Source organism: Anaerococcus sp. NML200537, assembly GCF_026131715.1.
Classification (GTDB): domain Bacteria; phylum Bacillota; class Clostridia; order Tissierellales; family Peptoniphilaceae; genus Anaerococcus; species Anaerococcus kampingae.
The window spans coordinates 1-19,563 of record NZ_JAMXSL010000012.1; the positions used below are offsets into that span (position 1 = coordinate 1).

Below are 19,563 nucleotides of genomic sequence, written 5' to 3' on the forward strand. Positions count from 1 at the left end.
ACTCATAGGCTCATAACAAGAGGAGCAATCTTAGAAAGCCTTATAGAAAATGCAGAAGAACTAACAGATGAAGAAATAAAAACCTTACTAGAAGAAGCGATCAAAACAAAAGAATTTAAAGAAACATTTAGAGTAATGAAAAAAATATAAAAATATTATCATAGATATTAGGTAATGACAAATTAGGAAAAGGTAATCAAAAAAACATGAAAAGCATTGACATTCAAACGAAAATATGTTAAACTGTAGTTAACCAAAGAAAGGTGATATAATGAATAATAGAATTGAGAAATATCGTAAACCTCTAGGTTTATCGCAACATAGACTTGGAAAAAAAGTAGGTATATCAAGGACGAGTATAAACAAAATAGAAACAGGGAAAACGATTCCGAGTCTTAAAACTGCTAACGATATAGCAAATGCTTTAGGTGTTTGTATGTATCAGATTTTTGATTTGGACGGAGAAGAAACATATAAGTGTCATAGTCATAATTGTTGTTAAAAATTAAATGACTACATCAAGACAAAGATAGGTGGAATTTATGAACTATAATAATCCTCAAAGGTATAAAAATGGAGATAATTAAATTGGAATTTGATTCTTTAAGAAAATAATATTAATATATATTGATTTTAATAACAGTAGAAATGGAGGATATAATTATGTTAAGAAAAATTTGTGGGTTATTCTTGATATTTACAATGATGCTTGGACTAAATACAAGTGTCTTTGCAGCTTCGGAAAGAATACAAGAGAATCAAAAAGATGTTGATAAGTATGTTCAAGAATATAAAGGTGTAAAGTATGATATTAGGATGAATTCAGCACCTAATGAAATTTATGAATCTTTGAGAACATCAGAGGTTTTAGCAGATACTCCTGTTGATATGGAAGCTGAGTTATATTTTAATGCTAATAACATAGAGAATCAAAAAGATGTTGATAAGTATATTCAAGAATATAAAGGTGTAAAGTATGATATTAGAATGAATTCAGCACCTAAAGGTTTTTTAAACAGCATTGATTTAAAAACAGATGAATCTGTTGAATTGAATACAAATGATGAGAAAGATTTAATAAATAATAATGACGTTAATATGATGCGTTCTGGCATGCCTACAGGCGGTGGAGAATATTCGTATAGACCTTCATATTGGAATGATCCTGAGAATATTTATAGAGCAAATTGCTATGGCTATGTCTTAAACAGAATAGCAGATGATAAATCAAATCCACATGCAGGATATATATTTCAACCTGGATACAGGAAAGGCAAACTTTATACTAATCTTACTCAAAGAGCTATAATTAAAGCTGTAAAATCGGACATGGAAAGCTTAGGAAGAACTATTAGAAGTTCTAGCTACAGTGAAAAGCCTAAATCAAATGAATATAAAATTGCATTAGTTATAGCAAATAATGATTATCATTGGTATAGACAGGATAGGGATGGCGGCTGGTCTCACAAGCCTGGATTGACAGGAATAACCTATAAAGATGCTTCAGGTAATTATATATCTGACCCTAAAACTTGTGATAGAAATTATTATTATGCAAATTACAGTACTTGGGGTGGATATTATATAATATCGAGATAGCCATTTTATATTATTTAGTCCTTGTTATATTCTATATAATGAGGACTAAATTTATAAAAATTATTTAAGGGAGTCAATATTGAATAAGGAAATTAGTTGTGTTTTGAAAATTTATCAAAAGGAACTATATAAGATACTTGGTAAGCCATCTGGATCATTATTTGGGTCTTATGGAGATGTTTATTTAATGGAAAATGGGGGGAGAATCACTGTATACTACGATAATGATAGTTTACTTAAAGAGATAGTTATTAAAAATGATTTAATAAAAACAGAAGAAGAAATAAAGATAATAATAAAGAAAGATTAATATGACCTGAACCCCAAAATCCGGAATACGGATGGAGGGGTTTTTAGTATAATATTAAAAAATTCTTTTTGATGTTTGTTATTTTAGTAGTTACTATAATGCTTATTTATAAGCCTATTATGATAAGGCTAACTGTGAAAAGATATCTTACCAATAATAATATCAAGAATTATTATATTGTGAAAATAGAAAAACATCCTGTACAAGATGGATATTTGGTACAGTTAAAGAATGATTTAAATGACTATCGTAATTTAACAATTATATCTGAAAGAATGCCAACAGATGTTATTTATGATTCAAGATTAGATAAGGAGGAGATGAAATGAAAAAAAGATTTACTTTATTAATAGCCATGGTGATGCTGTTAACAGCGATGGCAACAAATGTATTTGCTTCATCAGCAGACAATAACTCAGAAGTCATCCCTAAAGAAGTGCAAGAATGGTTTAATGGGCTAAGTAAAGAGGAACAATTGAGTGTAAACTATGAGCTATTACAATCACTTAGATTGTCGGAAAAAGATATAGAATGGTTAAAATGGTATAATACTCTTTCTAAAGAACAACAATGGGCAGTGAACTATTTTCCAAGTCAACTTTTAAAAGTATTCAATGTTAATTTTGACGACTTAAAAGTAAATGAAGATATGATAAATGAAGATAAGAACATAAAAGCTAACAAACCAGCAAGGAAAGCTGGAAACAACGCTAAAACTGGTATCGCTGGAGTAGCTGGGGTTACTGGAATCCTTACAGCAGCATCAGTTGCTTACGGAGTAAGTAAAAGAGATTAATAATATAAGAATTTAACAGTTATGTTTTATGATAGTTTACTTGTTGTAATCATCAGTTTGATATTACAACTATTAAACCCAATGAGGTATAAGAATGGAGATATAAATACCTGACTTTAGAGATGAATAAATAAAAATCTTATTAGAAGAAGCAACAAAGACAAAAGAATTTAAAGAAACACTTAGAGTAATGAGAAAAAATGTAAAAATATTAGCATAGATATTATGTAATAATAAATTAGGAAAAGGTAATCAAAAAAACATGAAAAGCATTGACATTCAAACGAAAATATGTTAAACTGTAGTTAACCAAAGAAAGGTGATATAATGAATAATAGAATCGAGAAATACCGTAAACCTCTAGGTTTATCGCAACATAGACTTGGAAAAAAAGTAGGGATATCAAGGACAAGCATAAATAAAATAGAAACTGGGAAAACAATTCCTAGCCTTAAAAATGCTAATGACATAGCAAATGCTTTGGGCGTCTGTATATACCAAATATTTGACTTAGATGGTACAGGTAAATACAGGTGTTCAAAATGTTAAACGAAATAACAGACATAACATTAATTAAACTTTATTAGGAGAGTGAATTTTATGATTTATAAAAATCCTCAAAGGTATAAAAATGGAGATTTATGTAGCTATTAGATATTTGTTAATAATTTTATTTATGATATCTAATCAGCTATTTACGGGTATTATATATATATTTATTTCGAAGATGGTTATAAAGGAAGGATTAAAATGAAGAATATTAAAAATGTATTAGCAATTTGTGCGGTATTGACACTTGGTTCAACAATGGTATACGCTGGAACAAGTTATAAGACATATAGTACAACAGTAGGGCGTTTTAACGGAAATGGTTACACTGCGTATCAAACAAAATCTATAAGTGGAGCAAATGGTGGATTGAGTTCTCGTAATGTCGGTGCGGATTATGTTGTAGATGTAAGAATGCAAGAGGATGATGGAACAGCAGGATCTTGGACAAGAAATGTTGATGATAATTCTTACTACGATTTAGACGGGAACGTTAATCACAAACAAGGAGATTATATAAGACTTCACTTCTCAAATGACTGGAATACACCTGTTGCTGTTCAAGTTGATGGTTCATGGAAAAGTAACTGAAGTTAAGATTAATATAGTTTAAAACACAAACAGTATGTTATAGTAGGCTGTTTCTAGCAGCCTACTATATTTTGATAAAATAGAGGAAATGAACATGAGATTATATTTGAACGCAATAAAAAGGCAAGCAATTCCTGCTTTCGCAGTAGGTATAATTTATGCAGTAGTTTTAATGACACTTATAGTAATATATAACTCAAATAGTATGATATATTATCAAATTAGTCCTTATTCATATGCATCAGAACCTATCGATTTCTTTTTTGGATTGATTGTAAGTATACCATTTTCTATTTATACGTTTTTTATGAAAAAGGATAATTTTTTAGAGTATGTTCACGTCCGTATTTCCAGGAAAAAATATGTACTTATTCATATATTTTCAGCGACGACAGCATGCTTTTTAATGGTATTTATAGTGAATATAATAGGTGTGGTTTTCTCGTGTAATATCGCAAACATTGTTGAGTCTAGCACCAAGCCAGACTTGTCTAACTATATTTTTGGTGAATTACAGATGTCTAAACCAATTATTTTTGGAATTGTGTGGTCATTACAAAAGGCTTTAATTGGATCATTAATATGTTTGTTTGCACAAATTGCAGCACTATATATCGAAAATCTATTTCTTGCAATGATTTTGCCTTTTGCATATATTGTTGTAGAAAATTTCATAACAGCTACACTTGGTATATCAAGGTTTAGTATAACTACGACATTTGTTTTGAATAGATTGAAGCCAATATCGATGACGATTACCAACATTTCCATAGGAATTATATGTTTTTTATTTATAATTGCAGCTGTTGAAACTTATTTAAGGAGTAGATTTAATGCTGGAAAAATGTAAGAGGATTTTCATTGAAAACAGGATATTACTAATTATAAATTTTAGCATTCTGTGTTATATATGTGGGAGTACGCTACAAGAATATAGAAGAGTAGATATGGGAGTATGGGGTTATATTCTTTCAGTTTTGACAAATCACTACTATATCTTATACTGTGTATTTCCAATTTTACTTATTATAATTGCAAGATATATTAGAAATATTGATGACGTTGAGATAATAAGATATAAGAGTGCATTCCACCAAATAAAAGAATCTACAAAGTCTTTTACTAAATGGTTGATAGTTTATATGACCATACAATTTGCGACTATTTTTACTATTGGAATAAGAACTTTTGGTTTATCGATCAATTCTCAAAGTATAAAGGCAGAAGTATATGACGAACTAATCGAAATTTTGAATACTTATATTGATTATTTTAGTAATTCATTATTTGCTGTCCTTTTAAATATGGGGTATTTTTTGTTTGGATTTACATTGCTGATAGCACTGCTCTCATACATTAATTATAGGTACAACTATAGGAACGTTATACTTTCATCAGTACTTATTTATATATTGACATTTATAGGATTTAAGACAGAATTAAAAACAATTGCTCCAATAGTCTGCTTTGACAACTTTATTTTGTTACACCATGGATTGTTTGTTAACGGAACTATTAAATTTCTACTGACTGTTTTATTTGGTGTTCTGCTAATCCTATTTTGTTTTGGAAAGATGTTCAAAACCAATAATTATAGCTTCAAAGAGTTTATTATTTCAAAAAGAGAAAAATTAATATCTTTCATAATATTATTAATAGTATTTTTATTGGAGTTGCTCAGGACAATAGGAGGGGCGAATTTCAATTTCAAAGATGTAATCGTAACGACCCTATTCGGGGTCAATAAAAATTACTCATCATTTATTCCTTGGTTGCGACTAGTGATTATTTATTTAACGCCATTGTTTTTTATTGGAATATCTGAAAGTAGAATGAAAAAATATGGACAGGCACCAATATTGATTCGAACAAAAAGTAAGTTGAGTTTTGAACGAAAACTTACAGGAGCATATATGAATTATATCTTTCTATATACACTTTTTGTTTATACTTTAGGTAGTGTGTTCTATTTTATGGGTGGAGTAGGTACTATTAGCAATGAATATTTTATAAGTGAATTCAATATAAACTTTACATACGGAATTTTAAGTATGTATTTTGTGATTTTCTTTGTAAATTTAACTTTTGATTTTGTAATTTTTAAAATTTTATGTAAATTTACCAATGCAATAGCATCAATTTTATCAATCATATTTTTTAAGTTTATTTTCTTCATACTGCCAACATTTAATTTACTTGATTTAAATTTTGGAATGTCCAATTTATTTGATGGAATAAACAATAAATATGAGCTTGTAATAAAACTTTTGATAATATCAGTTTTGAACGCTATGTATTTTATTTTTATAAGTATGAGGAGGATAAAATATGGCAATAATAGAGATTAAAAATATAAGCAAAAAATTTAAACAAAATGTTCTTTATGAAAATGCAAGTTTAAAAATTGAAGCAGGAAAAACAATTGGAGTGGTAGGTGGAAATGGGACAGGTAAAAGTGTTCTATTTAAATTGATTACTGGTTTAGAGTTTGTTGATGATGGAGAAATCTATGTTAGAGATAAGAAAGTAGGAAAAGACTTGGATTTTCCCCGAAATGTGGGCCTATTTGTAAATCAACCTGGATACATTGACTTTTATGATGGATTTACAAATCTTAAGTTATTAGCAGATATTCAAGGAAAGATTGATGACAGTACAATTAAAGAATATATGAAACGTGTTGGACTAGATCCTGATAATAGGTCACGAGTAAAAACTTATTCTTCAGGAATGAAACAAAAACTAGGAATTGCTCAAGCAATTATGGAAAATCAGGATATTATTTTGTTAGATGAGCCATTCAATGCCCTAGATTTTCAAACAAATGTTGATGTAATAAAAATATTATCGGCTTTAAAAAATGAAGGTAAGACTATATTGTTAACTTCACATCAACACGAATATTTGGAAAAAATATGTGATGAAATATATATTATTTTGGATAAAAAATTTGTGTTATTTACCGATGAACTCAAAAAGTCTTATTTTTCAGTTTTCGAGAAGTGAGAAATTTTGTGGATTGAGGGTGGTAATATACATGCTAAAATAAGTAATTTGAGTAATGACAATTTAAAGATTAGGTGCAAAGCAATTGAGTGAGAACTTGATTGCTTTTGTTATATAAAAATCTAGAATGAGGAAATGACAATTTAAAAATTAGAAAAATTGATGGAACAATTTGAGAAAAAACAAAACAAAGGAAAAAAGGCAGAAACAGAGTAAAGCAACTTAATCAAAAGAAATAAGATTTAAAGAAACACTAAAAGTAATGAGAGAAAATTAGGAAAAATATAATAACCAAATCTCCCTTAGATTTCTAAGGGCGCAATTATACACCCTAAAGGGTGCTTGCGTCCTGCGGAGCCAAACCCTTGCAGGGAGCAACAACCATTCGCTTTTTAAAAGTCAAGGGTAAATAAACTCGCTAACGCTCGCCCTTGACTTTTAAAATTTGAAATGAACAAAACAATTAAGCCGACATACTGAAACAACAAAAATTAATTCAGTAGTCGGCTTTTTTAATTCTATCATTTCAAAACGCTCATTCACAAAGTGGATATAAAAATCTATTAAGCCTCCACCTAAAACAACAAAGAAAGAAAGACTAACTATTAAAAGTCAAGAGGTAAAATGCTAAAAATATAAGAATTGATATTGATAAAAACTGAATAAAAATAAGCATGAAAAAATACCCTAGAGTTTAAGAATTTAAAAATAGGGTTAGTAAAGTTTTCGCCTTTTAAATAGTAATTTTCTCAAAAGAATCTGTAAATGATAAAGGCTATGCCCGAGCAAAGCTCGTCATTTACAGAACCTTTTTCAAAAATTTGTAAACAGTTAAGCAAAAATTAACTCTGCACTTGATAAGGTTCATTCTTAGTAAGGACAGCAAAAATAGTATGACAAAGCTTTCTAGCAACAGCATTGGTAGCAACTAGATGATGTTTTCCTTCACTAATCTTTTTTTGATAAAAATTTGAGAAAACAGGATCACAAAATTCAGCTCTAAGAGCAGATTGAAACAAAGCACGTCTAAGGTATGGAGAACCTCTTTTACTCATATGATTGTAAGTAGATTCATATTCTCCAGACTGAGAAATGCTAGCATCCAAACCAGCATAAGCGACAAGTTTAGAAGGATTAGAAAATCTTTTAATATCACCAATCTCACCTAATATAGTAGCTGCATTAACAGAACCGATACCTGGAATAGTAGTAATTGGAGAATTAAGTTTTTCAAGCAATAGTTCAATTTCATTTTCAACATCAGAAACCTGATTTTGAATAAAAGAAATTTGCTCAATAAGCATTTTGATTTGAAGACTAAAAGAATCCAGGCAGAAATTAATACCAAAAGAAGAAGAAGCCTTTTTAGAAAGCTCATCAATCTTCTTAGAAGCATAGTTTTTCTTAGAAACAGATTCAAGAAAAGTATTCAAATCATCAGAATTAATATCCTCAAAATCAGAAGGAGTAGAGAAATTTGAAAGAATTTCCTTAGAAGTCTTCCCAAAAATATTACTAAAAGAAGAGGCGTATTCAGGAAAAACTTGATCTAAAAGTGCAATAGTTTTTCTTTTAAGATCGCCAATTGAAGAAATGAGGTAAGACCTAAATCTGGAAAGATTTCTCAAAGACAAATAATCTTCATTAGAAAGCGAAGTCTCAACGAAATCTCCATATCTAAGAAGATCAGCTATTAAAAGAGAATCAATAATATCAGTTTTTCTCTTTCTAATCTCAATACCTTGTCGCCAACCGTCAGTTTGAATTGGATTGATAACACGAACTGTAAAGTTTTTTTCGACAAGATATGAGTATAGAGATAACCAATAATGACCTGTAGCTTCCATAGCAACTTCAAGTTCATTTTTGAAAGCTTCTAGTTTAAGGATTAAACTCTCAGCACCATCAATGGAATTTGAAAAAGAAAAAGCCTTAAAAATAACTTTTTTCTTGTCATCAACTAATGAAGCAACATGAGTGTTTTTACCAATATCAATACCTAAATAAAACATTTGAACCTCATAAAAAAGTATTTTAGATAGACACCTCAAAATCTAATAATGTTACTGCCTTATGGTATATACGAAGTACCCTGAAAGGGTCAACATCTAACTTATTCGTAAACAGTTAAAAGATTAGAGGACTCACTCTTTCAATTACGAGATTAAATCTCAAGGAAGTGACGAGTACACTCTATCTAATAACAATATTATACAGTAAAACTGAATAATACTTAGTTGAAAAAGGATTATAGGTTACCTTTAACAACCTAAATACATTATATAAGGAGCAAATGGTGACAGAGAAGAAGATAACACCAAGCAAGGCTAAAAAGGAAGTCAATCCAGAGCCTAAAAAGAGCGAAAGGCTAGTATCTTTTAGAGAATATTTCTTAGGAAAGAATGTAAGAGATGAAATTAAAGCAGCTATTAAGGTAAGGCTTAAGGGCAAGCTTTATATGACAAATGAAGAATGGGACAAAGTCCTAAAAGAAGCAACAGAATAAGAAAGGAAATTAGTATATGGCATTTAAAAAAGGCTATCAATTTCACAATATAAGGCACAGAAAGCCAGGAGTATATTCAAACGTTGTTAGTGATATGAGGATATATAAGGCTAATGGAGCTAAAAACATTGCTTTAATTGGTACTTCTAAAGGTGGAGTACCGGGGGAAGTCAAAATTATTGAAGACCCAGAAGATGCACAAAAAGTCCTTAAGGGTGGAAATCTATTAGATGCAGCCCTAAAAGCCTATGATCCAGTAGTAGAAACAAAAGACGGGGTAAGACTAGGCGGGGCAGACCAAATATTTTGTATAAGGTCTAATAGTGCGAGTAAATCAACAGGAAATGTATATCAAACAAAGACAGTAGATGCTAAGATAGGCGAGGTAATAGTAACAAAACACGCTAACACAACAGGAAAAGTAACAGCAAGTGGTACTTATACAGGAGATGTAAATAAGACCTATAAAATCGAAATTACTTCACCAGGTATTAAAGACCTAGCAGAAGCAAGTTATATATACTACCTAGCTTCTGATGGAGAACAAATAGGCGAAGAATTGCCACTTAAAAACACTTCTAATGCGACTGATAAGGAGCTAGGAGATGGAGTTAAGGTAACTTTTGCAGAAGGTAAATACAATCAAGGTGATACATTCTTAATTCCTTGTACAGCCAAGGTAACAGAATCAGAATTTGTTTATACAATTACTTCTAAAGATTATGGAGAAGAAAACAACTTAATAAGCCACAAGCTAACTGATGGAGCTTCACCAAAGACTAAATGCTTAACTATCTATGATGCAAAGAAAGATAGTTATGAACAATTTGATAATCTAGGTGGAGCTTTTTCTATTAAGTATAACGGCGAACAAGCCTATGCTAGTTTATCAATTGTATCTAATGGTAAGGGAGATGCTATCAAGCTTCAAACTTATATAGGTGATAATGCGGAATCGGCAAAGGTTGATATCGACTTAGACCTAGACCCTACACAATTTAGCAATGTTAGAAGTCTATCACTTTTCTTGATGGGCTATAAGGGCTATGAAGTAGAGCCAGTAAAAACAGTTAATAGTGAGCTATCAGTACACGACCTAGATTTTTATGACAAGGTGGAAATCAAGGAAAAAACACCTATTACAGCAGTTTTAAGAGATATCAAGAAAACTACTAAAACTCAATCAAACCTAGTAGAAGTAACCATCATAAATAGAGAAGTTTCAAACTATGCTGACTACTCATTCCAACCACTAAGCGGTGGAGCAGAGGGCAGGGAAGCAAGGTCATTTATAAAGTTCTTAGATGAGCTAAGTAAATACGATATAGACTATATTGTCCCACTTACAGATGATATAGGAATCATTGCCGAGTGTAGAGAACACGTTATTAAGATGAGTGAAAGATATGGCAAGGAAAGAAGACTTGTTTGTGGTGGTGCTAACAATATGTCGGTTGAAGAACAAATCAACCAAAAAGCACAACTAGAACACGAAAGAGTTCAATTCACAGGCCAAGGCTTTTATGATTATAACAACAAATTATATCCAGCCTATATCCACGCAGCTATGTATGCAGGCAGATTTGCATTCCTAGGGGTAGAGAGTGCAACAGCAGATGTCTTTAAGTATTTAAAGCCAGAAAATACCTATAGCGAAGAGGATAAGAGCAAGCTTATTGATAATGGAATCCTATTTGATGATATGGTCGCAGGTAGAGATAATCAGTTTACTTTTTATCCAAAACTTGTTTGGGACTATACAACTTTTGCACAATATAACGACCCACTCAAAATAGAAAGGTCTACAGGTGCAATTGCAGACCAACTATCTAAGGATATAAGAAAAGCACTAGATAAGATGCTTACAGGTAAGCTAACACCTTTTTCTACCCTAGAATCAGCTAGAAATAGAGCAATATCAGTACTTCAACAATACAAGAAAGACGGAATCATAGTAGCCTACAGAGATGTAAGAATAGATAAGAAAAATGACAGAGTTTATCTAACATTTGATGTAGCCCCTACAGAGGTTACAAACTTTGTATTTATAGACGTTAAGTTTTATGCCGAAGAATTAAGCATAAACGAGATGGAAAGATAAGGAAGGTAGGTAATAATGGCAAGTGCAGAAAAGCAAACAGTCTTAACTGGTGCGGTCATACTTATAAAGATTAATGGCCAAGTAGTAGGTAGAGCACAATCACTAGACCCTAGAATATCTTATGGTACAGAAGGCGTATATGAAATCGGATCAATTATGCCACAAGAACACGTACAAAATAGATATGAAGGGTCTTTTACTTTAGAAAGATATATGCTAAGAAAGGAAAACTTAGCTAGCATGGGACTTATAGGCCTAGGCGAAGATATCCTAGCTAAAGATATTATTGACATTGAAATTATCAATAAATGGGACAACAAGACCATAAGAGTATATAGAGGTTGTACATTCACAGATTGCACTTCTACAATTAGAGCTAATGCTATAGCCGGAGAAAATGCAACAGTACAATTTTTATCATGTGATGAGGGAGAATAGACTGAATGAATGAATTTGTAAATTTAAATTCTAGAACAAAGGATATAGAAATTAAAACAAAAATTCAAGGCAAAGAAGTAAAGGGGACTTTCACAGTAAAGTTCCCATCTATCCTTGATACTATAGATATAGAGGTAAACCTTGCAAAGGTACTTAAAGATGCCGACCTTAAAACAATATCAAATATGGGCTATACATTAGCAGCAAGCGTGTGCTATCTTAACAAGCTTTTAGTTAAGAGTCCAGATTGGTTTGATATGGATAAGGTAGATAATCCGGACTTAATCTATGAGCTATACGCAAAGGCTAGGGAATTTGAAAACTCCTTTCGCAAGCAAAATGGAGAAGATGAACCTAGAGGAGATAGCCCTAAGTCCGATAGTGAGGAAGTTACGGAAAGCGAGCAAGATTCTTAATTGTAGTATCTTTGATGAAAGATTAAAAGAGTTTAACGCTTTTGATTTAAACTTACTTGATTGGTTAATCTATTTTGATGATCCAGAAAATGTAGAAAAACACAAGAACACATTTGTAGACCCAGAATTTGAGAAATATTGGAATGAAGATGTACCGATTGTAGAAGAAAACAAAGTCGATGTAAATAATGAAAATGAATGGGAGGAGGTGGATTTAGATGAGTGATATTAGAATTAGTGTAGGAGCAAACGCAGACGCGGCCAAACGAAGCATTAAGGAAATAGGTAAAGATGTTAAGGAATTACAAAAAGATGCCTTAAATGTCAAAATAGGCACTGAAACAGGCACTTCAAGTAGGACGGGAGCTAGTCCATCTAGTGGTAGCGACTCTACAGATAGGCTAATAGAAACTATAGAAAGACTCACTAATAGCCTAGATAAGGCTAATAGTGTAGGTGCTAGCAAAAATCCATCGCCTTTAAACAATGGTAGTAGTGGTAGCACAGGCGGAGGAAGTATCCCTATCCTTGATAACCTAGGAAAGATAGGCACAATCATAGGTGCAACAAAGGGAGCTTTATCGTACTTTAGCAACAACGCCAAACAAGCAGCAGCATTTGAAAAGCGTTCACTTGATGTATATAACCGACTAGGGGCATACGGAAATGACTTTAACAAGCCTAGAAGTGGAGCAACTAACCTAGGTAAGAAATACGGCTTTGATACAGGCGAGGTCATAGGCTTACAAGATAGCATAGCTAGGGGCGGATTTAGAAGTACAGCAGATTTGGCAAGCACGTCTGAAGACTTTATGAAAACAAAGCTAGCATTTGGTATTGATGCTAACTCCCTAGCTTATGACTATGCAGGCTTAAGAAAAAGAAACCTACAAGGCTTAAGTGCAGAGGACTACACAAATACTATAGGTACTAACATTGCAGCAGGCGGCATGAAAGGCCGAGAAGATGAAGTTGCAAGAAGCCTAGCGGATATTACCGACACTATAACTAGGGGCAAGCTTGAAGTAAGTTCAGATGATTTTAAGGTTGCAGCAGGCTTACAAGCACAGTTAGCAAGACAGAACCCGGCACTAAAAGGCGAAAAGGGTGCAGAGCTAATAAGTAAGATGCAAAATGGCTTTAATGAACATGATATGACAACCTTAAGGCTATTTGGTTATGGTGGTGAATTAGGCTATGGTAAAAAAGGCCTAATGGCAGCAACAAAGAGAGCTGAAAAAGGCTTATCAGACCCAGAAGGTGCTAAAGCATTTTATAATAATTTGCAAAGGGAAACAGGCGGGGACAAGGATATGGCCGTCATGTATACCAAGCAAATTATGGGCTTGTCTAACACAGAAGAAGCCGAGGAAGTCCTTAAGTTATTAAGTCAAGATAGCTTAGAATCATATAAAAAGGCTAACGAAGAATACGGAAAAGGCGGAGATAAAGAAAAGAACCTTGACTTTGCAACAAGTTCTAAAGCCTTAAGCAACTTTAACTATGAATTAGAAAGAGCATCGGCCAATCTAGCATCAGGAAATGTATATAATGCGGGCACTTCACCTCTTAAAAAAGCCTATAACGCCCTACCACAACCATTACAAAGTGGACTAAATATAGCAGGTACAGTAGCAGCAGGTGCAACAGTAGGCAAGGTTGTAGGTTCAGTACCTAAATTACTAGCTAAAGGCCTTAAAGGTGCAGAAGGTGGAGCAGAAGCGGCTAGCGGTATAAGTAAATTTCTACCAGGACTTTTTAAAGGCGGAAAAGGTGTAGCAGAAGGAGCCGAGGGAGTTGCTAAGGGTGCTAGCGCACTATCAAAAGCTAGTAAGTTTGCAAAAGTCGCAGGCGGTGTAGGTATAGCAGTAGATGCTATAAGTCACGGCTATGAAGCTTATGGACACTTTAAAAAAGGCGAAACCAAAGAAGGTATAGGAGCTATAGGCGGTGGAGTAGGTTCAATAGGTGGTGCACTAGGTGGCGCTAAACTAGGCGCAGTCATAGGCACACTAGCAGGACCGGCAGGAACAGTAATAGGCGGTGGAATAGGAGCTATTGTAGGTGGCCTAGGTGGTGAATGGCTAGGCAGAAAAGCCGGCAAATCATTAGCGCCAACTAAAGCCTATGCAGATGAAATTCACAAAGAAAGAAAAGATAAAGACCTAGTAGGTAGGCAAGAATTAGTCGTAAAGCGTGAAGAGAATATCCTTGATAGGATAGAAGCCGGGGATATGTTTAATATCAATATAGACAACAAAGGCCTAGAGGGTAAAAAGGCAAATACCGGTCAAGGAATCCAAGCTAAGTCAGACTATGCACTTGCAAGAGAAAATGCACTAAATGCTTTAAATGGTGGACCTATGGCAGGTGGTGTAGGTGGGGTAGATGGCCCTAGTGGACCACTAACAGGCGATGGAAATTCACAAAAAATATGGAATTATTTTAAAGGCAAGGGCTTTTCAAATGCAGGTATAGCAGGAATCATGGCCAACTTATATCATGAATCAGGATATGATCCAGCTATAAAGCAAAATGGCGGTGGTCCTGGTAGAGGTTTAGCCCAATGGGAAGGTCCAAGGTTTACGGCTTTACAAGAATTTGCTAGAGGAAGAAGCAAGTCTTGGACAGACCTACAGACCCAGCTTGACTTTATAATGCATGAGATGAAGACCAATCATAGTGCAAGCTTTATAAATAGCTTTAAAACCTCTAATGACGCTTATCAATCGGCAGCTAATTTTGAAAATCAATTTGAAAAACCTAAACACAACCACAATGCAGAACGTGGCGCAACGGCAAGAAAGATACTTGAAGAAAATAAAACAATTGTAGCAAACAATAGTAGTTTAAGTCAATCAGCGAAGAAAAATGTAAGTGCTTATGCAGTAGGTACTGATAGGGTAACAGAAGACCAATTAGCCTACTTGCACAAAGACGAAGCAGTCCTAAGCAAGCATGATGCTAAGTCCTATAGGGAAAGAAGCGAAACTAGCACTAGTACAGGAACTATAAATATTAACCTTAATGTGCAAGGTGGATCAGGAGTCCCAGACCTAACAGAAAAGTTTAAAGAGATGATAATTATGGCAGCAAAACAATTAAGTAGCAACAATCAACAATTTAAACTCAATCAAGTGTACCAAAGGAGGCCTAACTGATGTATACATATGTTAGCAATCCTTTTTGCAAGGTGACATTTGCAACAGAAAAAGGCAATTTAGAAATTTTTCAACTAGCAAAGCTAAACACAAGTAAAAATCTTGATTTTGATATCCTATCGGTAGAAACTACTAGAGATGTAGGAGCAGATGATTGTGCAACCTTTACTATAAGCCTAGCCTATAAGGACAAATGGTATAAGGCTATAAATTCATGCGACTTTATAACAATAGAGCTAGGCAGGGGAAAAAGAAGAGGAATTGTCTTATATGGTATGGTAGACAATACCTTTAAATCCATGGCCTATGTAGACTTAACACCTAAAAGAGTAATAAACGTAACAGGTAGGGGCTTTAATAAAGCCCTTATGCAATTTGATATAGGAGCAGTCCAAGAAGTAAATGCAACTTATAGCATAGTAGGATTTTATCAAGGCCAAGATTTTGTAGCAGGTCCTAATTCGCCTTCACAGCTTATCAAGACAGCAATAGATAATTATATCAATAGGGGTATCAACCTAGAATTTGCTAACGGAAAAAGCTTTAAAGATTATTTTAATGCTATATATCTTGATAGTCCTAGACAAAGAGAAGAGTCTATAGGAAACCCTTATAATTCTTATGAGTTTCAAGGTTCTTTATGGTCCTATCTTAAAGAGCTAAGGAATGCACCATTTAACGAGCTTTTTTGGGAAATTGTAGATAATAAGCCGACTTTAATATCAAGGCCTACACCTTTTAACCCTAGAGATTGGAATAATTTAAGAATCTTTAAGATAGAGGAAAGGGACATAATGAATGAGGAACTAGGCAAATCAGACCTAGAAACCTATACCCTATATTCTGTAAAGGGTGAAAGTCTTATAAATGAATATGACATGATGTTTGGTCAACCTATATGGTATAAGCCCTACTATAAGAGATATGGACTAAGAAGATTGCAAGTAACAAGCAAGTATAAGACCATGGGAAATAGCGGACCAACGGGAGAAAGTAACGGAGCAAATGTAGCCGGCCATGTATCAGATAAGGCTGAAATCGAAGCAGAAGCTAAGAAAAAAGAAAATCAAGCATTTGATGAAGAGCATATAAAAAGCCAGGAGAAAAGAGGAAAGAATTTAACGTATGCTCAAATAAGAGAACTCACAGGCTATATGGGCGTTGATAAAGAAGAAATAAACACAGTCCAAAGACAAAAAGCAGTTGAAATACTCAAAATGCAGGAGCAAGAGAAAATAGATGCAGCTAATGCGAGTGATGGCCTAGGAGTATCACAAAAAACTATTGACTTATTCAATTGGAATATTAAAAATGGCCAAATGGAAAATGGAAGTCTAACCTTAAAGGGAGATTATGCATATCAAGTAGGTTGCAGACTTTTAATAAAATCTACCGATATGGAATACTACATTGAACACGTAAGTCACAGTTTCACCTATTCGGAGGGGTGGAGTACTAACTTACAAGTAACAAGAGGGCTTAAAAATGGAACTAGATTTTCTAAGCCGTGGAATCAATGGAAATTAATAACCCCAGAAGATATGCTTGAAATAACAGGTTTTGACCCTGGTTCAGTCCCTATAGAAAACTATCAAGGCTATCTAGCAGGTGGAGCAGGTTCTTATGCGCCTATTGCTTATTCTGATCCAACAGGTTTTAGAAAAAGGGTTGGTATGATTGCTAGAAGTCACGCAGGCGAAACATATAATATGTACAATTTAAGAATGAATGAAGGCTATAGTGACTGTTCAAGCTTTGTATATAAGGTGACTATGGAAGCCCTAGGCAGGAATTGGCGAGGTACATGGGCGCCTTCAACTCGTACTATGATTGATGATGGAAAAAGACTTAAGTTATGGTATCAGATACCACTAAGCCAAGTCCAACCATGGGATATACTTTTAAGGAATGGACATACAGAATTTTTAGGCGATGATGGCAGGACTTATGGATCACATAGGGACGGAGTACCGTCAGGACCAGGTGGACAATATAACCCTAACAGGTGGACATGGGGACTTAGGATAGTAGGTCTATAGGAGGTCTAATGAGATTACAATCAAATTTAGGAGATGTCAATTATGGCGGTAGAAATGATATAGATAATGCAGGAAAGATTGTAACAGGGATTGTCACTAGAGTATATGATAAAAACGGAACAGCGGACATACAGTTACAATCGGGAGCTTTTATAGGCGATAATAAGTCCACAGATGGAGTGGTAAACGCCCCAGTCCAACTAGAAAGGTATTCAGGATATGATGAAGAAACAGGCCTATCCTATGGAGAATATACACCACTAGAAAAGGGGCAAAGGGTAGTAGTAGCCTTTATAGGTTCGGAAAAGTATAAGCCTATAATTATAGGTTCTTTACCTATATGGGATAAAAACACTTCAAATATCAATCCAAGAGTAGATGCAAGTGGAGAATCTTACCAGGTAAGGGGTGAGATGATAAAAGTTAATAAAAATCAATCTTACACTTATAGCAATGGCACAGGAGAGTTTGAAGATGTAGAAGTCAATGGAGCTTTTACAGTCGGCAAAATCCACAAGATGAGTGACCATAGAGAAGATGGATTTAACTTTGAGGACTTGACCCTAAAGGATAAGAAAACTAATAAAACTATCAGTCACAACAGAAAAACAAGCCTTATAGTACCATTTAATTATTTGAGAGTTACTAAAGATAAGCTAGAGGATAGTGAAGATTGCACCTACAACAGGTGGTATCACGATGCAGGCTTAGGAATTACAAGATATAGCAAGGATAAGAAAGACTTTTTATTTGAAATCGGTATAGATGAAAATGACAAGTTTGAAGTAAGAGTGCAACCAAAGACTTTTAAAAGACTAAGAAGAGATGATGAAGCAAAGGTATATGATAGGCGAACTTTAAGAAAGTCAGAAGATACTATCATGAGAAAGCACTATAAAAAATATCCAAACCCTAAAATTGAAGTACCAGAGATTAAAGATTTTACTAGCTTTAGCATAGATAAAAAAGGCAATGTAAGCCTTATAAGGCAAACTGAAAAAGGGATAAGCAAGCTAAGCTTTAATGATGATGGAATAGTTATTGATACAAGCGAGAATGTAAGCCTTAATACTGAACAAAGGGTAAGTATCAATGCTAATAGTGATGTAAGCATAAAAACTAGCGGTAGTGCTAGGATAGATGCAAAGGGCAGCTTAAACCTTAATTCTGATACTAGCATTAATTTTAATGCGCCAACAGTTAATACAAGCACAAATCAGTATTATAGCAGGGCTTATTTAAAAGATATAGAGAAAGTAGATACAGAAGATTTAAGGTTTATTGATCCAGGAGAAACAGGAACAGAAGGTAAGGGCGATTATGAATGGTAATGCTTATAACGGCAGAAATAAAATAAAAAGAATGGAAATGGTATTTAAAAATCACTCTTACTTGTTTAATATCAATCCGGAAGTGTATGATTTTAAGATACCAAATAGAGTAAATGTCCACTACACAAAGGGCGGAGCTATAGTAGACCTATTCGGTTCAGGCCTTAAAGAGCTTAGTATAGTAGGAACAACAGGTTATAGTGATGGTAGGGGTAATAAAGATTTTGGATATAAGAAGTTTTTAGAACTTAAAAAAGCTATGCTTGATGTTATGGACGATATAAAAGACGGGAAAGAAGTAAAGGATTTTTTAAACTTTTATAATCACACAGATGGTGAGGCCTATGTTACAGTACCTATAAGGCTTAATATATCAAGAAATGTCAATCAACCCTTAATCTATAAGTACGACATACAATTATATGTACTAAGACGTGTAGGAGACCCGGTAGGTGGTGCAGAATTACAAGTTATAGGCAATCCACTAAAAAGCCCTAGCACAGTAGCAGATACAGTAACAGACAGGAACGTTGTAGAAAAGGGAGAAAGTCAAGCAAATAACTTTTCTGAAACAAATGTACAAGCAGCAGTACAATCAAGAAAACAAGCCCCTAAAAAGGCTAAGAAAGTAGTAATAAATGTAAGAAAGAAAAGACGTAAAAATGTACCTAAAGCGCCTACAATTAGCACAGGTAGAAATATGAACTCTAGGTCGTGACA

20 protein-coding genes are annotated in these 19,563 nt (G+C 33.6%); 19 read left to right on the forward strand and 1 reads right to left on the reverse strand.

Going from position 1 to position 19,563, the window contains the following annotated elements:
- The 10 genes from NH288_RS04655 to NH288_RS04700 form a co-directional block, all read left to right on the forward strand.
- A partial coding sequence (locus NH288_RS04655; RefSeq protein ID WP_265213576.1) for a DUF3847 domain-containing protein occupies positions 1 to 150 on the forward strand: 150 nt, incomplete at its 5' end.
- A gap of 121 nt (positions 151 to 271) precedes the next feature.
- On the forward strand, positions 272 to 502 hold the full coding sequence (locus NH288_RS04660) for a helix-turn-helix transcriptional regulator (RefSeq protein ID WP_004828547.1): 231 nt from the start codon (positions 272 to 274) through the stop codon (positions 500 to 502).
- A 161-nt stretch (positions 503 to 663) separates the two neighbouring features.
- A complete protein-coding gene (locus NH288_RS04665) occupies positions 664 to 1,599 on the forward strand; it encodes a hypothetical protein (RefSeq protein WP_265213472.1) in 936 nt (311 codons plus the stop codon).
- A 79-nt stretch (positions 1,600 to 1,678) separates the two neighbouring features.
- Positions 1,679 to 1,909 (forward strand): hypothetical protein, encoded by a 231-nt coding sequence (locus tag NH288_RS04670; protein WP_265213474.1) that lies wholly within the window; start codon positions 1,679 to 1,681, stop codon positions 1,907 to 1,909.
- Positions 1,910 to 2,234: 325 nt separating this feature from the next.
- Positions 2,235 to 2,705 (forward strand): hypothetical protein, encoded by a 471-nt coding sequence (locus NH288_RS04675; protein WP_265213476.1) that lies wholly within the window; start codon positions 2,235 to 2,237, stop codon positions 2,703 to 2,705.
- A 327-nt stretch (positions 2,706 to 3,032) separates the two neighbouring features.
- A complete protein-coding gene (locus NH288_RS04680; RefSeq protein WP_265213478.1) occupies positions 3,033 to 3,254 on the forward strand; it encodes a helix-turn-helix transcriptional regulator in 222 nt (73 codons plus the stop codon).
- Between the two features lie 201 nt (positions 3,255 to 3,455).
- Positions 3,456 to 3,845 carry a hypothetical protein gene (locus NH288_RS04685; RefSeq protein ID WP_265213480.1) on the forward strand — a complete coding sequence of 130 codons (390 nt, stop codon included), beginning with the start codon at positions 3,456 to 3,458 and terminating at the stop codon, positions 3,843 to 3,845.
- Between the two features lie 106 nt (positions 3,846 to 3,951).
- Positions 3,952 to 4,695, forward strand: a complete 744-nt coding sequence (locus NH288_RS04690; RefSeq protein ID WP_265213482.1) for a hypothetical protein — start codon at positions 3,952 to 3,954, stop codon at positions 4,693 to 4,695.
- Positions 4,679 to 6,193, forward strand: coding sequence for a hypothetical protein (locus NH288_RS04695; protein WP_265213483.1), 1,515 nt, complete (start codon positions 4,679 to 4,681; stop codon positions 6,191 to 6,193). Before NH288_RS04690 ends, NH288_RS04695 begins: the two co-directional genes overlap by 17 nt.
- A complete protein-coding gene (locus tag NH288_RS04700) occupies positions 6,174 to 6,851 on the forward strand; it encodes an ATP-binding cassette domain-containing protein (protein WP_265213485.1) in 678 nt (225 codons plus the stop codon). Before NH288_RS04695 ends, NH288_RS04700 begins: the two co-directional genes overlap by 20 nt.
- An 842-nt stretch (positions 6,852 to 7,693) precedes the next feature.
- Here the strand turns inward: NH288_RS04700 and NH288_RS04705 are convergent.
- The gene (locus NH288_RS04705) at positions 7,694 to 8,863 is read right to left on the reverse strand and encodes an IS110 family transposase (RefSeq protein WP_265213487.1); all 1,170 of its coding nucleotides are present in this window, start codon (positions 8,861 to 8,863) and stop codon (positions 7,694 to 7,696) included.
- A 284-nt stretch (positions 8,864 to 9,147) separates the two neighbouring features.
- On the opposite strand from NH288_RS04705, the gene NH288_RS04710 reads away from it, so the two are divergent.
- From NH288_RS04710 to NH288_RS04750, 9 genes are read left to right on the forward strand one after another with little or no spacing between them, the layout of a single operon-like run.
- Complete coding sequence (locus NH288_RS04710; protein ID WP_265213488.1) at positions 9,148 to 9,357, forward strand: hypothetical protein; 210 nt, start codon at positions 9,148 to 9,150, stop codon at positions 9,355 to 9,357.
- Positions 9,358 to 9,373: 16 nt separating this feature from the next.
- Entirely contained in the window at positions 9,374 to 11,458 is a 2,085-nt protein-coding gene (locus tag NH288_RS04715; protein ID WP_265213490.1) for a hypothetical protein, read from the forward strand.
- A gap of 15 nt (positions 11,459 to 11,473) precedes the next feature.
- Positions 11,474 to 11,896: a hypothetical protein gene (locus NH288_RS04720; protein WP_265213492.1), complete on the forward strand. Its 423-nt coding sequence runs from the start codon at positions 11,474 to 11,476 to the stop codon at positions 11,894 to 11,896.
- A 5-nt stretch (positions 11,897 to 11,901) separates the two neighbouring features.
- On the forward strand, positions 11,902 to 12,312 hold the full coding sequence (locus NH288_RS04725) for a hypothetical protein (protein ID WP_265213493.1): 411 nt from the start codon (positions 11,902 to 11,904) through the stop codon (positions 12,310 to 12,312).
- Positions 12,278 to 12,538, forward strand: coding sequence for a hypothetical protein (locus NH288_RS04730; RefSeq protein ID WP_265213495.1), 261 nt, complete (start codon positions 12,278 to 12,280; stop codon positions 12,536 to 12,538). The genes NH288_RS04725 and NH288_RS04730 overlap by 35 nt, the downstream gene beginning before the upstream one ends.
- On the forward strand, positions 12,531 to 15,473 hold the full coding sequence (locus tag NH288_RS04735) for a phage tail tip lysozyme (protein WP_265213497.1): 2,943 nt from the start codon (positions 12,531 to 12,533) through the stop codon (positions 15,471 to 15,473). Before NH288_RS04730 ends, NH288_RS04735 begins: the two co-directional genes overlap by 8 nt.
- A complete protein-coding gene (locus tag NH288_RS04740) occupies positions 15,473 to 17,512 on the forward strand; it encodes a hypothetical protein (RefSeq protein ID WP_265213498.1) in 2,040 nt (679 codons plus the stop codon). Before NH288_RS04735 ends, NH288_RS04740 begins: the two co-directional genes overlap by 1 nt.
- Positions 17,513 to 17,520: 8 nt before the next feature.
- Positions 17,521 to 18,843, forward strand: a complete 1,323-nt coding sequence (locus NH288_RS04745; protein ID WP_265213499.1) for a hypothetical protein — start codon at positions 17,521 to 17,523, stop codon at positions 18,841 to 18,843.
- Positions 18,833 to 19,561: a hypothetical protein gene (locus tag NH288_RS04750; RefSeq protein ID WP_265213500.1), complete on the forward strand. Its 729-nt coding sequence runs from the start codon at positions 18,833 to 18,835 to the stop codon at positions 19,559 to 19,561. The genes NH288_RS04745 and NH288_RS04750 overlap by 11 nt, the downstream gene beginning before the upstream one ends.
- Positions 19,562 to 19,563 lie beyond the last annotated feature (2 nt).

Bases quoted from the DNA above. Each gene is read 5' to 3' on its own strand.
- NH288_RS04660 (WP_004828547.1), top strand. From the start codon at position 272: ATGAATAATAGAATTGAGAAATATCGTAAACCTCTAGGTTTATCGCAA.
- NH288_RS04665 (WP_265213472.1), top strand. From the start codon at position 664: ATGTTAAGAAAAATTTGTGGGTTATTCTTGATATTTACAATGATGCTT.
- NH288_RS04675 (WP_265213476.1), top strand. From the start codon at position 2,235: ATGAAAAAAAGATTTACTTTATTAATAGCCATGGTGATGCTGTTAACA.
- NH288_RS04680 (WP_265213478.1), top strand. From the start codon at position 3,033: ATGAATAATAGAATCGAGAAATACCGTAAACCTCTAGGTTTATCGCAA.
- NH288_RS04685 (WP_265213480.1), top strand. From the start codon at position 3,456: ATGAAGAATATTAAAAATGTATTAGCAATTTGTGCGGTATTGACACTT.
- NH288_RS04695 (WP_265213483.1), top strand. From the start codon at position 4,679: ATGCTGGAAAAATGTAAGAGGATTTTCATTGAAAACAGGATATTACTA.
- NH288_RS04700 (WP_265213485.1), top strand. From the start codon at position 6,174: ATGGCAATAATAGAGATTAAAAATATAAGCAAAAAATTTAAACAAAAT.
- NH288_RS04705 (WP_265213487.1), bottom strand. From the start codon at position 8,863: ATGTTTTATTTAGGTATTGATATTGGTAAAAACACTCATGTTGCTTCA.
- NH288_RS04715 (WP_265213490.1), top strand. From the start codon at position 9,374: ATGGCATTTAAAAAAGGCTATCAATTTCACAATATAAGGCACAGAAAG.
- NH288_RS04720 (WP_265213492.1), top strand. From the start codon at position 11,474: ATGGCAAGTGCAGAAAAGCAAACAGTCTTAACTGGTGCGGTCATACTT.
- NH288_RS04725 (WP_265213493.1), top strand. From the start codon at position 11,902: ATGAATGAATTTGTAAATTTAAATTCTAGAACAAAGGATATAGAAATT.
- NH288_RS04735 (WP_265213497.1), top strand. From the start codon at position 12,531: ATGAGTGATATTAGAATTAGTGTAGGAGCAAACGCAGACGCGGCCAAA.
- NH288_RS04740 (WP_265213498.1), top strand. From the start codon at position 15,473: ATGTATACATATGTTAGCAATCCTTTTTGCAAGGTGACATTTGCAACA.
- NH288_RS04745 (WP_265213499.1), top strand. From the start codon at position 17,521: ATGAGATTACAATCAAATTTAGGAGATGTCAATTATGGCGGTAGAAAT.
- NH288_RS04750 (WP_265213500.1), top strand. From the start codon at position 18,833: ATGAATGGTAATGCTTATAACGGCAGAAATAAAATAAAAAGAATGGAA.